The sequence below is a fragment of the Phytopseudomonas seleniipraecipitans genome (assembly GCF_900102335.1).
Taxonomy (GTDB): Bacteria; Pseudomonadota; Gammaproteobacteria; order Pseudomonadales; family Pseudomonadaceae; genus Aquipseudomonas; species Aquipseudomonas seleniipraecipitans.
On the sequence record NZ_FNBM01000003.1, the window covers coordinates 443,475 to 457,585 of the forward strand.

A 14,111-nucleotide genomic window follows, 5' to 3' on the forward strand; every position below is an offset into this window, starting at 1 on the left:
ATATCTGGTCACACGAACTCCCCATGGATCCCTCTACGAGCGTCTCTTTCTCTAGTTACTTCGCCGATTTCGGCCTCGTTTTGTTCGCCCTTTTTCTGGTTCTGCTCAACGGCTTTTTCGTTGCGGCCGAATTTGCGATGGTCAAGCTACGCGCCACAAAGGTCGAAAGCCTGGCGGCCAAGAACGGCTGGCGTGGTCATATCCTGCGCACCGTGCACAGTCAGTTGGACGCTTACTTGTCCGCCTGCCAGTTGGGCATCACGCTGGCCTCTCTCGGCCTCGGCTGGGTGGGCGAGCCGGCCTTTGCCCACCTCCTGGAACCGCTGTTGATTTCAGTCGGCATCGAGTCGCCAAAGCTGATTCACGGCATCGCCTTCTTTACCGCGTTCTTCATGATTTCCTACCTGCACATCGTGATCGGCGAGCTGGCACCCAAATCCTGGGCGATCCGCAAACCCGAGCTGCTGTCGCTGTGGACGGCCGTGCCGCTGTACCTGTTCTATTGGGCCATGTATCCGGCGATCTTCCTGCTCAATGCCAGCGCCAACGCTATCCTGCGCATCGCCGGCCAGGGCGAGCCGGGTGCGCACCACGATCACCATTACAGCCGCGACGAACTCAAGCTGATCCTGCACTCGAGCCGCGCCAGTGACCCGACCGACCAGGACATGCGCGTGCTCGCCTCGGCCGTGGAGCTCGGTGAGCTGGAAGTGGTCGACTGGGCCAACTCACGGGAAGACCTGATTTACCTCGAGCTGCACGCCGCGCTGGACGAAGTGTTCAGCGTGTTCCGCCGCCACAAGTACAGCCGCTACCCCATCTACGATGAAGCCGCCGGCGAGTTCGTTGGCGTGTTGCATATCAAGGATCTGCTACTGCACCTGTCGCTGCTGGAAATGCTGCCGTCTACCCTGCGCCTCAGCGAGCTGATGCATCCGCTGGAAAGGGTTCACCGCAACATGCCGCTGTCCGAGCTGCTGGAGCAGTTCCGCAAGGGAGGTGCGCACTTCGCCCTCGTCGAGGAGGCCGATGGCAAGGTGATCGGCTACCTGACCATGGAAGACGTACTCGAGGCGCTGGTCGGCGACATTCAGGACGAGCACCGCAAAGCCGAGCGCGGCATTCTTGCCTATCAGCCCGGCAAGCTGCTGGTACGTGGCGACACGCCACTGTTCAAACTGGAGCGTCTGCTCGGTGTCGATCTCGACCACATCGAGGCGGAGACCCTGGCCGGCCTGATCTACGAAACGCTCAAGCGCGTGCCCGAAGAAGAAGAGTCGCTGGAGGTCGCTGGCCTACGCCTGATCGTCAAGAAAATGAAGGGCCCGAAAATCGTTCTGGCCAAGGTCATCAAACTGGATTGATGCGCGCAAAACCCCAGGCGCTCATGCGCCTGGGCACTTCTCTCCAAGGCCTGCGGCAAGCTGACCGATCGGTCATTTATGCCCTGCTGGCGCTTCGACTCATTCCTTCCGAAACAATCACTTACGACCGTTCGTCGGGCTTCTCGAATAGTCACCGACGCCTGGTAGTCCACCGCGTGCACCGATTGAACCGGTGCATGCCTTCATATGAACCGACTGCCAAGGATTCAGCCATGCAACTCAATGGAATTACCTCGAAAACCGCTCTCGCCCTGTGCCTCGCTGGTGCATCTCATGCCTACGCCGACTCCATCACTGACCCGATCTCGACCGTCGGTGTGATCGGCTCGCACAACCAGTACAAGATGAGCACCTTTGGCGAAAGCGACAAGGAGCGTCTGAATCAGGGCGGTCTGTTCTACAACTTCGGCAACAAGCTGACCGGCCACGAAGGCTTCATCTACCAGGCGGGCATCGAAGCCCAGTATCGCGAAAAAGACGATGACGAGTACAAAGCGGCCCGCGCAGACCTCGACCTGGGCCTGCGTGCCGCGCTGAGCACCAATAACTACATCGACTTCATCGTGGGCGGCGGCTACGACTGGGGCCGTATCGAGCAAGACGATGTCGGCCCGTTCGACACCAACGTCAAGCTGACCAGCAAGGCGCCTTTCGCCAAAGCTGGCATCGGCTACAACTACCTGACCCCGGATTACACCGTGCGTCTGGAGGCCGGCGCGCGCTACTCGCTCGACGCCGAAGCCGAGCTGAAAGTCAGCGGCGAAGGCCGCGACACCGTTGACCTGAAGGACAAAGCCAACCCGTACGCCGAACTGACCGTGCTGTGGAACAAGGGCATCAACAACCTGCCGATCAGCACCAGCCTGTACTACACCCGCACCAACTACAAAGTCGACAGCGACAGCGTGTTGGCTGAAAACAGCAAGCTCAAGCAAGAGCAGGTCGGCCTGAAAGTCGGTCTGGCGTTCTAAACACGCTGCTGTAATCAAATCGCCCGGTTTGCCGGGCGATTTGCATTCTGGTGGCGAGGTTGCCAGGCGCCGCGGCTCTCGCTGGCAGGCCTCAGGTATACTGCGTGTCCGCTTTATAAGCGGCCTTGCGCTCGATGCGCCCTATCTCCACCGCAATCATCGATTACCTTCATGTCCCTTAACATCGCCTCCATCAATATCGAACGCTCCAGGCACTTGGCGCGCGTCGAAGCCTTCATCACTCGTCAACGCCCGGATCTGCTCTGCCTGCAGGAACTCTGCGAGCGCGATATCCCGTTCTTCGAAGCGCTGATGGGCGGTCCCATGTTCTTCGCGCCCATGGCGCGCTACCCGGAAGAGGGCCCTGCCAACATTGTTGGCGTCGGCATGATCGCCCGCGATGATGCGTTGCTCGACGTGGCCGCCGAATATTACTCGGGCAGCCCCGAGCGCATTCAGGAGATGGCCTTTATCACTGCCGAGGGCAAGCGTATGGCTGACCCGCTGAGCATTGCCGAAGTGATGCTCAGCGCCACGGTTCGCGGTTTGCGTGTCGCCGTCACCCACCTAAACGTGACCCCGCTCGGCACCTCCACGCCGTACCAGCGCGAAAGCGCAGGCAAGGTGATCCAGCTGGCCCAGGCGCAAGCCCAGCGCAATGGCGACCTGCTGCTGACCGGCGACTTCAATGCCCCGCGCGGCCGCGCCACCTTCGACCTGATTGCCGAGCACTTCATCGACGGCGTACCGCCGCACTACACCAGCAGCATCGACGGCTCGCTACACCGCGCCGGTGATATTCCGTTCATGGTCGACGGGTTGTTCCACACGCCAGGCTACCGGCTGGAGAACGTCAGAATGAGCACCGGTGTTTCCGACCACTGCGCGCTCAGCTGCCGCTTGAGCAAAACCTGATGCCGTAAATTCCGGCTAGAGACGCAAAGGCGGGATAAACCGAAGCGCTGGGCGGCTTACTCGCCGCCCACGGCGAAATTCGGCAGGCTGTCCACTGGCTGACTGAACTGGAAAGGAATCGACTCGAGCGCCATGCCCACGTTGCGCTGTACCACGAAGTGCAGATGCGGGCCGGTGCTGTTGCCGGTGTTGCCAGAGCGGGCAATGGATGCACCTGCGGCGATGCGCTGACCCTCGCGTACGCTCACCGAGCCCTGCATCAAGTGCAGATAAACGCCCATGGTGCCGTCATCATGGAGGACACGCACGAAGTTGCCCGACGGGTTGTTACCACGCCCGCTCTGCGCGTTTTCGGTTTTCACCACCATACCGCCGCGAGCGGCAACGATGGGCGTGCCTTCGGGCATGGCGATGTCCATCGCGTAGCGCCCTTTCGGCGTGAAATGGCTGTACTGGCCGTTGGCGCCCTGAGTCAGGCGAAACGGCCCGCCGCGCCACGGCAGCGGGTAGCTGTTCTGTATCGGCAGCAAGCGCGGGTCACCCAGCGCGTACTTCAGCTTGGGCGTATAACGCAGCGGCTTGGAAGGGTCGAGCGGTGCCAGGGTAGCTAGACGAATTTCACTGCGCGGCGGTAGTACCCAATTGATCGGCTTGTCCGGCGCGCCACTGGCATTGGCGACCTGCTCCAGCTTGAGCTCCACCTGAACGGGTGCATACAGGTCGTTGCGCACCAGCAACGTCTCACCGGCGGCATGCTTGCGGGTTTCCAGCTTTACCTGGTTATCGAGTTTTTCGACCATGCGGTCGCTGAACACGAACACCTTCGCACCGGGCGCAGCCTGATCACTGTAAGTGACCACGCCATTGGCATCGGTGTATTTGTAAACGGTCACCGCATTGGCCTGACAGGCGAACGCAAAGAGGCCCAGGAGAAGTGAGAAACGCCCTAGCATATCGAGTCGATCTGGTTATTAAGTGTTCGGCGAGGCAAGACTAGCAGCGTCTCGCTGACCGAGCGACTGTCACTGCCGCGCTTTGCGACAACCGGCACAGCCTTGCCATCGCCAGCACGGTATCTGCAGGGGCAGCACGCTACGGGGGGAGGTGAGCCGGTCGGCTCATCGAGTCGGCCAGACTGATGCCCAGAAGTACCGGGCTTTCATTCGCAGGCGTGATACGCGAGGGCTGCGCTGCCGGCTTAACCCTGCTCGATATGGTTGCGGCCACTGCGTTTGGCGCGATAGAGCGCCTGGTCGGCGCGTTCGAACACCTGCTCGCTGCGCTCTGCCGCCACAAACGCGCTGATGCCGCCAGACAGTGTGATGGTCACGCGTTCGCCCTTGAAGTGGAACGGGCAGCTTTCGATCGCCGTGCGCAGCGTTTCGAGCAACTTCAAGCCGCCTTCCATGGGCGTGGAGGGGATCAGCAGCACGAACTCCTCGCCGCCGAAGCGGGCGATGAAATCGGTCTTGCGCAGACGTTTGAACAGCTCGCCGGCGATGATCTTCAGCACCTTGTCGCCGGCCAGGTGGCCGAAGTCATCGTTGATGCGCTTGAAGTGATCAATATCCAGCACCGCCAGCAGCAAGTCGCCGCCGTAACGCTGCCAGCGCGCCAGTTCGAGATCCAGGCGTTCCGTCCAGGCGGCTCGGTTGGGCAAACCGGTCAGGGGGTCTAACAGCGCCTTTTGCCGCTGCTCTTCCAGATGGTCGCGAAAGCCCTTGGCCTCCAATTCCATGCTCGCTACCCGCTCGACCAGCGTCTGCAGCCGCTCACCGACTTGCTGCTCACGCTCGTCGCGCTGGTGCTGATATTGCGCCATGGTGCCGAGCAGACCGCTGAGACGGTCCTCGACCAGGCTTTTCAGGCTGTCGAGATCGCTCGCTTCCTGCACGCTGCTGTGCAACCCGTCGACCTGCTGACGCAGCTCGATGTCCAGGCTGCGCGCGGCATCGGCCGAGTCGACATAGTTGGTATGCACCTCCTGCAGGCTGCCCTGGAAAGCCGCCAGGCGCTCGTTGAGCTGCTTGAGGTAGCCTTCGAATTCACGCTGGCCCACATCGGCGATCGCCAGCATCAGCACGCCGAAATCATCCAGTACGGGCACCAGCTCATACATGTTCAGGCCAGCTGTGATGCGCTGGCGCAGCACATCGGCCTGAGCCTGATGCCGTTCGGGCAGCGGCAGCTCTTCCAGCAAGCCCAGCAGGCTGCTTTCGACGTGGCTGGCGATGGCGCTGTAACCAGGCTCCGGCGCAGGCGGCAGGGCATAGTCGGGATCAGCCTGCAGAAGCGCCTCTGAGACTGCAGGCTCTTCTACCGTAACCGTAACCGTATCCGGTGCGGTTGCTTCTGTTTCTACTGCTATCTCTTCTGCGGTGTCTGTCTCTGCGCCTGGAGTGACGAGCTTAAGCGCTGGCTTCTCTACAGCGGTCGGCATCAATAACGACGACGGCAATGGCAGGCTATCCAGCAACACCGCACCGTTGGCAGCCGCCGGGCTGGTCGCGGTGCAGGCAGGCTCGAGCAGCGGCGGCTGCGGCAAGGGCTCGGCGACTGCGCCAAGGGCCGATTCCGGTGCCGTCGGCTGCTCCGCCACTACAGTGGGCGCGTTGTAGGGCTCGAGCGTTTCCGCTGCGGGTAGCGTTTCTACAGCTGCCTCTGCGGCCGAATCCGCAGGCGTAGGCGAATTCGCTGGATCGCGGCTGCCAAATAGGCGCTCGATAAAGCCTGGCCGCTCCACCTGCTCCGCTCCCAGCACAGCCAGCGCCTGCTGCTGCAACTGGCTCAGTTCGGCTAATAGAGCGGGCAACTCGCGCGACTGCCGCGAGCGCTCATCGACCTGTTTGGCGTAGCGTTTCAGCGGTTTGCGCACGTCGCTCGGCAAGTCCATTTTCAGCAACTGCGCGACCAGATTCGACAGACCGCTGGCTACCTGCTCGACCCGCTGCTGGCGACGCTGCTCGGAGTCCAGCACGGTTTTTTCCAGACGCGGAATCAGCGCACTGAGGCCCGCGTCCATATCGTCACGGCGAAGAATTTCGCGCAGGTCGTGCATGCACTGATCGACCGCCTTGTCCGCACCCTCGGCCGCCAGGCTGCTGCGCACCAAGCCTCGTCGCAGCAAGTCGATGCGCGCATCGAAGCGGCGCTCCAGTTTCTCCTGCTGCTCAAGGTTGGAGAGGTATTTCTCGCGCCAGCGCTGGGCGTCGTCGGCCATGCTCAGGGTTCCTGTACAAGGGGCGGCAACGGCGGTGCGAAGGAGTTGGGCAGACGGATTTCCACGGCCACCGGCAGGTGATCCGAGATCGGCTGGGCCAGCACCTGAAAGCGCTCGAGCTCCAGGCCAGGGCTGAGCAGAATATGATCGAGACAGCGCTGTGGACGCCAGCTCGGAAAGGTCGCTTCGACCTGTGGCGCAATCAGGCCAAGGTCGCGCAGCGGCGAATTTTCCAGCAGATCGTTGGCGTGAGTGTTCATGTCACCCATGAGGATCTGGTGGCGGTAGCCACTGATCAGCTCGCGGATGTAGGCCAATTGCCGGGTGCGCGTACGCGGCCCGAGCGCCAGGTGCATCATCACCACGGCAATGGCATCGTCGCCTTCACCGATGCGCAGCAGAATCGCGCCGCGGCCGGCAGGACCTGGCAGCGGGTGATCCTCCAGCTGCGTCGGTCGCAGGCGGCTGAGCAGCCCGTTGCTGTGCTGGCCGAAACGGCCGAGATTGCGGTTGAGCTGTTGATACCAGTAGGGGAATGCACCCAGGCGGGCCAGGTGTTCGATCTGGTTGACGAAACCGGAGCGCACGCTGCCGCCATCGGCTTCCTGCAGGGCGACAATATCGTAGTCACCGAGCAGATCACCGATGCGCTGCAAATTACCGGCACGCCCCTGGTGCGGCAGCAGATGTTGCCAGCCGCGGGTCAGATAATGGTGATAGCGCTCGGTGCTGATGCCGACTTGAATGTTGAAACTGAGCAGACGCAGGCGCCCGTTTTCCGGCCAGTCGCCTTGCGGGGTGCAGTCCGGGTTGACCTGTGGATCACACAGGCCAGCCTGACGAGGCATTGAACGGCGGCGCAACATGGCAAGGCGCTCCGTAAGGGCCGTTTACTTGGCTTCGCGCTCTTTGGCGATCAGGTGGTCGGCGACTTGCAGTGTCTGCTCCGGGCCGCCCGAGCTGGAGATATCGAAACGGTATTTGCCGTTGACGATCATCACCGGTACGCCATTGATCTGGTAGGCCATGGCCAGCTTTTTGGCTTTTTCCATCTGGCTCTTCACGCCAAAGGAATTGAAGGCCTTGAGGAAGGCATCGCGGTCGATATCCTGGGTGACCAGGAAATCTGCCATTTCTTCTGGAGTGGCCAGCTTGCGGCCTTCCTGGTGAATGGCGCGGAATACCGCGTCGTGCACCTTGTGCTCGACTTTCATGCTTTCCAGAGTGATGAACATCTGACCGTGGGCGTTCCATACGCCGCCGAACAAGGCAGGGATGCGCACGAAGTTGACATCACTCGGCAGCTTCTCGACCCACGGGTTCAGCGTAGGTTCGAACTGGTAGCAATGCGGGCAGCCATACCAGAACAGCTCCACGACTTCGATCTTGCCGGGTTTGGAAATCGGTACTGGATTGCTCAGCTCGACATACTGCTTGCCGGCTTCGATCTCGGCGGCATGAGCTGCAACACCGAACAGGCTGGCACCGGCCAGAACCGCGGAAAGGATCAGATTACGCATGCATGACTCCTAGCTATGATGGTGCTGCGGACAGCTTCGGTTCGACTGAGTCGCTACCCGGCAGGTTCCCTCCATTGTAGCGGGCTCGCCAACGAAAAAGGGTGGCCACGCCACCCTTTTTCGTTTCCGGTATGCAGAGGCCGATCGACGAGTCAATGCAGGCCTTGGATGTACGCCGCCAGCGCTTCGATATCCTTGTTGCTGAGCTTGGCGGCGATGTCGCGCATGATCATGCTGTCGCCGTCATTACTGCGCTCGCCCTCACGAAAGGCGGTCAACTGCTTGGCGGTGTAGTCCGCGTGCTGACCACCCAGATGGGGATAGCCGGCAGTCGCAATGCCGCTGCCATCGGGTGAATGGCAACCCATGCAAGCCGGCATGCCCTCCGCCAGTTTACCGCCCCGGAACAAGTCTTCACCGCGCTCGACCAGCGTCGGGTCAGCAGCACCGATGATGGTTTTTTGAGCGGCATAGTAAGCAGCGATATCGGCCATATCCTGATCACTGAGCGGATCGAGCATGCCGGTCATCTCCACCACCGGCCGCGCGCCGGATTTGATGTCCTGCATCTGCTTGAGCAGATAGCGCTCCCCCTGGCCGGCGAGCTTGGGAAAGTTCGCCACCGGGCTGTTGCCATCCACGCCATGACACGCGCCGCAAACGATGGTCTTCGCCTGCCCTGCCGCAGGGTCACCAGCGGCCTGGACAGCGCCGATGAGGCCCAGGCACAACAGCAGACTCACGATTATTTTGTTCATCAGCTAATCCAAGTACGGCCAAGAAAAGAGTTCTGAGCGAGGTATCCCCATCGCGACGAGCCCGCCGTAAACGTACCCCGCGTACCCGCAATCGGGCCGAGGCGTCGACCGGGTATTCCATGATTGCTCAGCACAGCGGCGCCGATAATGACTGGCATCAATCCCTTGGCAGATCGCAAGCAATACGCTGCCCCAGGCAGAGCCGAGGCTGGCGGCACGCGCTGCGGGCGCCACGTTAACGCAGCAAGGGCGCGTTAATACATCGATAAAAGGAGCCCATCGTATCTGCGCGTTACCCGCCTGCCTACTTGGCCAGGCCGCTTCGACAGGCTGCGCGGATTGCCAGGCCGGGCGACGCTGCGGGACAATCCGCGCCGATTCAAGCCAGCGGACCGCACGCCATGCAGCAGAACACCGTACTTTTCGATCTCGACGGCACCCTGACCGACCCGCGCGAGGGCATCACCCGTTCGGTGCAGTACGCGCTGGCGCAACTGGATATCCATGAGCCCGATCTGGTCGCGCTCGAACACTTCATCGGCCCGCCGCTTTTGCAATGCTTCATGCAGACCTACAGCCTGAGCGAGCCCCGCGCCTGGGACGCCGTCAACCATTACCGGGTGCGTTTTCGCGAGGTAGGCCTGTACGAGAATCAGCTCTTCGAAGGCATCATCGAGCTGTTGCAGTTGCTGGGCGAACAAGGCCGCACCTTGTATATCGCGACCAGCAAACCGACGGTGTTCGCCGTGGAGATCGCCCGGCACTTCGACTTCGGGCGCTACTTCAAGGGCATTTACGGCAGTGAACTGGATGGCACCCGCACCAACAAGGTCGAGCTGATCAAGCACCTGCTCGAGCAGGAAGGCCTTGAGCCCAGCGACACATTGATGATCGGCGACCGTAAGCACGACCTGATCGGCGCCCACAGCAACGGCCTGAACGCGGTAGCGGTGGGATATGGTTTCGGTAGCCTGGAAGAGCTCAGCGGCGAGCGGCCGGCCCACCATTTTCAGACCCTGACGCAGCTGCGTCACGCCTTCGCGCGCTAGCTGCAGCGGCGCTTGCCGCTACATCATCCGCGAACCGATTAGGTCGTTGCGCTGATAGATCACCTTGCGGCTAGCGTTGTCGCACGTGCCGATGACCATGCTGTCGTCCTCGACTTCCTCGTTCGGCACGATTTCCAGGGTATAGCTGGTCACGCCGGCTGCCTGGATCTTCACCTCGATTTCCTGCTTGAGCTCCTCGCACGACTTGGGCGCGGCCCAGGCATTACTCATCAGGCCGAGCACCAGCATCACCGCCGTCAAACCTTTCATCACGACTTCCTCTGTGTGTTGTTAATAGCGACTGTTGGCTTGCAGCAACACAGCTTGCGCCGTCGTGTCACCAGCCTCTAGTTTCGGACAGCGTCCAGCGCTTGCAGTTGTATAAGCCGTTTCGCTTCTGGCAGGGCGCCCAGCTCGGCCACTCGCAGGTAGAAGGTTGGCCAGTCGCCGCCAACCTCGTCGAACAGCGTGGCGAATGCCGCCACCCAGCGGTCATAGAGGCCGAAGGGCAGCATTTTGGCGTTGTTAAGCGGCCCGTTTATCCAGCCATCGTAGTAGCCCACGCCCTGCCAGTGCGTGGCCTTTAGCTGTTGGTAGTCGCGGCGCAGACGGTCGAACTCGGCCTGCTTGCCGGCACGCATTGCTTCGTCGCTCAGGCCGCTGGCGTACAGCGCTTCCAGGCGTGCGCGGCTGGCCAGCACCAGTTCGCTGAACTGCTCGCGCGGCCTTGGGCCCGCCTCGGTAGACGCAGGCGAACCGCGTGCGGCATGCCATTCGCGCAGGCCCTGCTGCTCGACGAAGGTGGCGTAAGACTCGTTGAACGCGGTGTCGCCCGCCAAGTAATACTGCTGGTGCGCCAACTCGTGGAAGATCACGGCGACCAGGCGCTCATCACTCCAGCGCAGCATGGTGTTGAGGATCGGATCATCGAACCAGCCCAGCGTCGAGTAAGCCTCAACGCCGCCCAGATAGGTATCCAACCCTTGCGCGTTTAGCAACGCCGCCGCCCCGCGGGCACGGCCCTGCTCATAGAACCCGCGATAAGCCACGCACCCGGCAATCGGGAAGCAGTGCAGCTGCGGCTTGAGGGAAAACTCCGGCGTGGCGAACAGGTTCCAGACCACAAATGGCCGTTGCAGGTCGGCATACACGCGGTAACTGCGATTGTCCGGCAGCCCCAGCTGCTCACTGGCAAAACGGCGCGCCTGCTGTGATAGCGCCAGGCGCTGGCGCAATTGCGGCGCTGTCGAGGGATCGTCGATCACCGCCTGCACTGGCTGCCGCGCCTGCAAGAGCTGCAGTTGCCCGCGGGCCAGTTGCCCGTAGTAATCCACGGTGCTACAGCCCGTCAGCAGCAGACAGAACAGGGGAACCGCCGCGCGGCGCGTCAGGTCGACAAGAAAGGAGGTGCAAGACTCGTGCATGGCATCGTCATGTGAGGGGTCAACGCCTCATCCTACCGCGAAGTCGCGGCTGCTTTGCGCGATACTGCAGCACCTTCAGTATGCGCTTCATGGGAGATATCACGATGCGCCAGCCCCTTATGCTCGCCAGCCTGCTGATGCTCGGCGCATGCGCCTCGCCGCTGCCCGCCGTCGACCCGAACATGGCATGGGTCGACCTCAAAGGTGAAGGCATCGACCTGTTGATGGCCGAGCGCCTGGACCGCAAGCGCGTCAACGACGGACGTTACTTTCAGGTCACGCCTGGCGCGCATGAGCTGGAGATGCGTTTCAGCTTCGAAATCAGTGGTGGAGGTGGCGCGTCACTGATGTCCGAGCCCCAGCAGCTGACCTGTGACATTCGCATTCGCTACGATGATTTCAAGGCGGGAGAACGCTACAGCATCGAGGCTCGCCCGGTCACGATGCGCGGCCACGCGACGCTCTACGACGCCGAGCGCAATGTGCTGGCGCGCGGCAAGAACCTGCGCTGCGGCAGTTTCTGATCAGAGGGGGAAACCAAACCGCCGCGACGGGCGTCGCGGCGGCAAAGCTTTTCTAGAAGCCGATCAGGCCTCCAGCACTACTTCCAGGGTGATTTCCGCGTTCAGCACCTTGGAAACCGGGCAGCCGGTTTTGGCCGTTTCCACGGCTTTCTCGAACGCCGCACGATCGGCGCCAGGCACCTTGGCCTTCAGGGACAAGTGAACGGCAGTGATGGCAAAACCGCCATCCTGCTTGTCGAGGGTGACCTCGGCCTTGGTGTCGATGCTCTCGGCAGTCATGCCCGCCTCGCCCAGCTCCTTGGACAGCGCCATAGAGAAACAACCGGCGTGCGCAGCGCCAATCAGCTCTTCCGGGTTGGTACCCGGCTCGTTTTCAAACCGGGTATTGAAGCCATAAGGCTGCGCGGAAAGTGCACCGCTCTGGGTGGAGATTGTGCCTTTGCCGTCTTTGATGCCGCCCTGCCAATGGGCCGATGCTGTCTTCTTCATCTCATGCTCCTGTTGATGAGGGGTACAGAGTTCAGAGAGACAGCGGCCCGGCAAGTTCGAGTTTTTTGGAAATCACAGCGGCGCAGCAGCGAAATCAGCGCAGCCCGGCGAGAATGTCGAAGGCATGCAAACGGTCAGCGAAATCGTAATGGTCGCAGGTGAAGATCAGCTCGTCGGCCTGGGTCTGCTCGAGCAGCACCTCCAACCGTGCACGAATCTTCTCCGGCCCGCCGATTACCGCCATACCGAGGAAGCTGCCGACCGCATCGCGCTCGTGAGGCAACCACAATCCTTCCATCGACTCCACCGGTGGGCGCTGTACCAGGCTCTGGCCGCGGATCAGCGAGAGAATGCGCTGGTAAGCCGAGGTCGCCAGATGCTGAGCCTGCTCGTCTGTGTCGGCGGCCATCAGCGGTACGCCAAGCATTACATAGGGCTTGTCGAGCACCTCGGACGGCTTGAAGGCATTGCGGTAGACGCGAATGGCCTCGTGCACGTAGCGCGGTGCGAAATGCGAGGCGAAGGCGTAAGGCAAGCCACGTTCACCGGCCAGCTGGGCGCTGAACAGGCTGGAGCCCAGCAGCCAGATCGGTACATTGGTGCCGGTACCGGGCACGGCGAGCACGCGTTGATCCGGCGTGCGCGGGCCAAGGTAACGCTGCAGCTCGGCGACGTCCTGTGGAAAGTCGTCAGCACTCCCGGAGCGTTCGCGACGCAGCGCCTGAGCGGTGAACTGATCGGCACCGGGTGCACGACCAAGGCCCAGCTCAATGCGCCCCGGATACAAGGTCGCCAGGGTGCCGAACTGCTCGGCAACCACCAAAGGCGCGTGGTTGGGCAGCATCACCCCGCCAGAGCCCAGGCGAATGCGCGAGGTGCCGGCAGCCAGATAGCCCAGCAACACCGCAGTTGCGGAACTGGCGATACCGTCCATGTTGTGGTGTTCAGCGACCCAGAAGCGATTGAAGTTCAACGACTCGACATGCTGGGCCAGCGCCAGCGAATTGTGCAGCGCCTGCTGTGCGCTACCAGTGTCGCGGATTGGCGCCAGGTCAAGAACGGAAAAGGGAAGTTTCGCGAGTGCAGTCATGAGAAAAAACCTTGGCTGTGGATAGGGCCGGAGCTATACCCGAGTAAAACAGTAGGTCTTACTCTACGCCTCCCGACACCTCGTGCCAAACGCCGCGCATCAAAAAGCCGGCGGCAGACAGGCTGCGCGCCGGCTTAGCGACCATCGGCGTCAGTTGCGCTGATAGACGATTTCCTTGGTGTCTCCATTGCAGCTGCCAACCACTTGACGGTCAGTCACGCTGCCCTTGTCGACAACCTCAAGGGTGTAGGACGACACGCCATTGGCCTGGATTTTCGCGTCGATTTCACCTTTCAACTCTTCGCAGTCTTTAGCCGCGAACGCCGAACCGGCCAGAGCCATCAGCCCCACCGCAAACAACACTTTTTTCATCACAAACGCTCCCTCGTTACTAATGAATAATCCGGACGCCATGGATAGAGCCCGTTTCAATAAAGCCGTAAATCGCCGCAATGACACGCGAGCACGGCTGTAGTTTTCCGCCGTCAGCTATTCGCGACGCGGAACCCGACCTTCAGGGTGACCTGATAGTGAGCCACCGCACCATCGGCGATGTGGCCACGGGTTTCGGTGATCTCGAACCACTCCAGATGGCGAATGCTCTTGCTGGCCTCGGCCAGGGCATTGTTGATGGCCTCTTCGATGCTCGACGTGGACGAGCCAACCAGCTCGACCTTCTTGTAGGTGTGGTGATCTGACATATCCGCCTCCGGGCTGATTACACATGTGGGCCGATTGCCCTTAATCAATCAGTCCATGAGGCGTA

Annotated in this window: 16 protein-coding genes; 5 read left to right on the plus strand and 11 right to left on the minus strand. The window is 61.5% G+C overall.

All coding sequences use genetic code 11. The annotated features are described in order from the left end of the window. Positions 1-23 precede the first annotated feature (23 nt). The 3 genes from BLS60_RS09695 to BLS60_RS09705 all read left to right on the plus strand — a co-directional run bounded on the left by BLS60_RS09695 (position 24) and on the right by BLS60_RS09705 (position 3,271). A complete protein-coding gene (locus BLS60_RS09695) occupies positions 24-1,364 on the plus strand; it encodes a hemolysin family protein (RefSeq protein ID WP_092367314.1) in 1,341 nt (446 codons plus the stop codon). A gap of 233 nt (positions 1,365-1,597) precedes the next feature. Continuing rightward, positions 1,598-2,356: a porin family protein gene (locus tag BLS60_RS09700; RefSeq protein ID WP_070880386.1), complete on the plus strand. Its 759-nt coding sequence runs from the start codon at positions 1,598-1,600 to the stop codon at positions 2,354-2,356. Between the two features lie 171 nt (positions 2,357-2,527). Beyond that, positions 2,528-3,271 carry an endonuclease/exonuclease/phosphatase family protein gene (locus BLS60_RS09705; protein WP_092367317.1) on the plus strand — a complete coding sequence of 248 codons (744 nt, stop codon included), beginning with the start codon at positions 2,528-2,530 and terminating at the stop codon, positions 3,269-3,271. A gap of 56 nt (positions 3,272-3,327) precedes the next feature. On the opposite strand, the gene BLS60_RS09710 is transcribed toward BLS60_RS09705, so the two are convergent. The 5 genes from BLS60_RS09710 to BLS60_RS09730 form a co-directional block, all read right to left on the minus strand. Next, positions 3,328-4,224: a peptidoglycan DD-metalloendopeptidase family protein gene (locus BLS60_RS09710; RefSeq protein ID WP_070880388.1), complete on the minus strand. Its 897-nt coding sequence runs from the start codon at positions 4,222-4,224 to the stop codon at positions 3,328-3,330. Between the two features lie 245 nt (positions 4,225-4,469). Further along, positions 4,470-6,491 carry a diguanylate cyclase gene (locus BLS60_RS09715; RefSeq protein ID WP_092367320.1) on the minus strand — a complete coding sequence of 674 codons (2,022 nt, stop codon included), beginning with the start codon at positions 6,489-6,491 and terminating at the stop codon, positions 4,470-4,472. A 2-nt stretch (positions 6,492-6,493) separates the two neighbouring features. Further along, a complete protein-coding gene (locus tag BLS60_RS09720; protein ID WP_167357661.1) occupies positions 6,494-7,357 on the minus strand; it encodes an endonuclease/exonuclease/phosphatase family protein in 864 nt (287 codons plus the stop codon). Positions 7,358-7,381: 24 nt separating this feature from the next. Then, on the minus strand, positions 7,382-8,011 hold the full coding sequence (locus BLS60_RS09725) for a thiol:disulfide interchange protein DsbA/DsbL (protein WP_070880391.1): 630 nt from the start codon (positions 8,009-8,011) through the stop codon (positions 7,382-7,384). 152 nt (positions 8,012-8,163) lie between these two features. Next, on the minus strand, positions 8,164-8,769 hold the full coding sequence (locus tag BLS60_RS09730; RefSeq protein ID WP_092367323.1) for a c-type cytochrome: 606 nt from the start codon (positions 8,767-8,769) through the stop codon (positions 8,164-8,166). Positions 8,770-9,170: 401 nt separating this feature from the next. Between BLS60_RS09730 and BLS60_RS09735 the strand changes: the two genes are divergently transcribed. After that, positions 9,171-9,818: an HAD family hydrolase gene (locus tag BLS60_RS09735; RefSeq protein WP_092367326.1), complete on the plus strand. Its 648-nt coding sequence runs from the start codon at positions 9,171-9,173 to the stop codon at positions 9,816-9,818. A gap of 18 nt (positions 9,819-9,836) precedes the next feature. On the opposite strand, the gene BLS60_RS09740 is transcribed toward BLS60_RS09735, so the two are convergent. Together BLS60_RS09740 and BLS60_RS09745 are read right to left on the minus strand one after the other, a co-directional pair. Further along, positions 9,837-10,088, minus strand: coding sequence for a DUF1161 domain-containing protein (locus BLS60_RS09740; protein ID WP_070880394.1), 252 nt, complete (start codon positions 10,086-10,088; stop codon positions 9,837-9,839). Between the two features lie 77 nt (positions 10,089-10,165). Next, the gene (locus BLS60_RS09745; protein WP_092367329.1) at positions 10,166-11,242 is read right to left on the minus strand and encodes an aminopeptidase; all 1,077 of its coding nucleotides are present in this window, start codon (positions 11,240-11,242) and stop codon (positions 10,166-10,168) included. Positions 11,243-11,346: 104 nt separating this feature from the next. Here BLS60_RS09745 and BLS60_RS09750 point away from each other — a divergent pair, with 104 nt between their 5' ends. Next, complete coding sequence (locus BLS60_RS09750; RefSeq protein ID WP_070880396.1) at positions 11,347-11,766, plus strand: PA0061/PA0062 family lipoprotein; 420 nt, start codon at positions 11,347-11,349, stop codon at positions 11,764-11,766. A gap of 63 nt (positions 11,767-11,829) precedes the next feature. Here BLS60_RS09750 and BLS60_RS09755 read toward each other — a convergent pair whose 3' ends face one another. From BLS60_RS09755 to BLS60_RS09770, 4 genes are all read right to left on the minus strand, one after another. After that, on the minus strand, positions 11,830-12,255 hold the full coding sequence (locus tag BLS60_RS09755) for an OsmC family protein (RefSeq protein ID WP_070880397.1): 426 nt from the start codon (positions 12,253-12,255) through the stop codon (positions 11,830-11,832). A 94-nt stretch (positions 12,256-12,349) separates the two neighbouring features. Beyond that, on the minus strand, positions 12,350-13,345 hold the full coding sequence (locus BLS60_RS09760; protein ID WP_092367332.1) for an LLM class flavin-dependent oxidoreductase: 996 nt from the start codon (positions 13,343-13,345) through the stop codon (positions 12,350-12,352). Positions 13,346-13,495: 150 nt separating this feature from the next. After that, positions 13,496-13,717, minus strand: a complete 222-nt coding sequence (locus BLS60_RS09765; RefSeq protein WP_070880399.1) for a DUF1161 domain-containing protein — start codon at positions 13,715-13,717, stop codon at positions 13,496-13,498. Between the two features lie 113 nt (positions 13,718-13,830). Next, positions 13,831-14,046 (minus strand): dodecin, encoded by a 216-nt coding sequence (locus BLS60_RS09770; RefSeq protein ID WP_070880400.1) that lies wholly within the window; start codon positions 14,044-14,046, stop codon positions 13,831-13,833. Positions 14,047-14,111 lie beyond the last annotated feature (65 nt).

Excerpts from the sequence above, each read along its gene's own strand:
- BLS60_RS09755 (WP_070880397.1), bottom strand. The coding sequence starts at position 12,255 with ATGAAGAAGACAGCATCGGCCCATTGGCAGGGCGGCATCAAAGACGGC.
- BLS60_RS09710 (WP_070880388.1), bottom strand. The coding sequence starts at position 4,224 with ATGCTAGGGCGTTTCTCACTTCTCCTGGGCCTCTTTGCGTTCGCCTGT.
- BLS60_RS09760 (WP_092367332.1), bottom strand. The coding sequence starts at position 13,345 with ATGACTGCACTCGCGAAACTTCCCTTTTCCGTTCTTGACCTGGCGCCA.
- BLS60_RS09715 (WP_092367320.1), bottom strand. The coding sequence starts at position 6,491 with ATGGCCGACGACGCCCAGCGCTGGCGCGAGAAATACCTCTCCAACCTT.
- BLS60_RS09730 (WP_092367323.1), bottom strand. The coding sequence starts at position 8,769 with ATGAACAAAATAATCGTGAGTCTGCTGTTGTGCCTGGGCCTCATCGGC.
- BLS60_RS09705 (WP_092367317.1), top strand. The coding sequence starts at position 2,528 with ATGTCCCTTAACATCGCCTCCATCAATATCGAACGCTCCAGGCACTTG.
- BLS60_RS09740 (WP_070880394.1), bottom strand. The coding sequence starts at position 10,088 with ATGAAAGGTTTGACGGCGGTGATGCTGGTGCTCGGCCTGATGAGTAAT.
- BLS60_RS09770 (WP_070880400.1), bottom strand. The coding sequence starts at position 14,046 with ATGTCAGATCACCACACCTACAAGAAGGTCGAGCTGGTTGGCTCGTCC.
- BLS60_RS09720 (WP_167357661.1), bottom strand. The coding sequence starts at position 7,357 with ATGTTGCGCCGCCGTTCAATGCCTCGTCAGGCTGGCCTGTGTGATCCA.
- BLS60_RS09745 (WP_092367329.1), bottom strand. The coding sequence starts at position 11,242 with ATGCACGAGTCTTGCACCTCCTTTCTTGTCGACCTGACGCGCCGCGCG.
- BLS60_RS09765 (WP_070880399.1), bottom strand. The coding sequence starts at position 13,717 with ATGAAAAAAGTGTTGTTTGCGGTGGGGCTGATGGCTCTGGCCGGTTCG.
- BLS60_RS09735 (WP_092367326.1), top strand. The coding sequence starts at position 9,171 with ATGCAGCAGAACACCGTACTTTTCGATCTCGACGGCACCCTGACCGAC.
- BLS60_RS09725 (WP_070880391.1), bottom strand. The coding sequence starts at position 8,011 with ATGCGTAATCTGATCCTTTCCGCGGTTCTGGCCGGTGCCAGCCTGTTC.
- BLS60_RS09695 (WP_092367314.1), top strand. The coding sequence starts at position 24 with ATGGATCCCTCTACGAGCGTCTCTTTCTCTAGTTACTTCGCCGATTTC.
- BLS60_RS09700 (WP_070880386.1), top strand. The coding sequence starts at position 1,598 with ATGCAACTCAATGGAATTACCTCGAAAACCGCTCTCGCCCTGTGCCTC.
- BLS60_RS09750 (WP_070880396.1), top strand. The coding sequence starts at position 11,347 with ATGCGCCAGCCCCTTATGCTCGCCAGCCTGCTGATGCTCGGCGCATGC.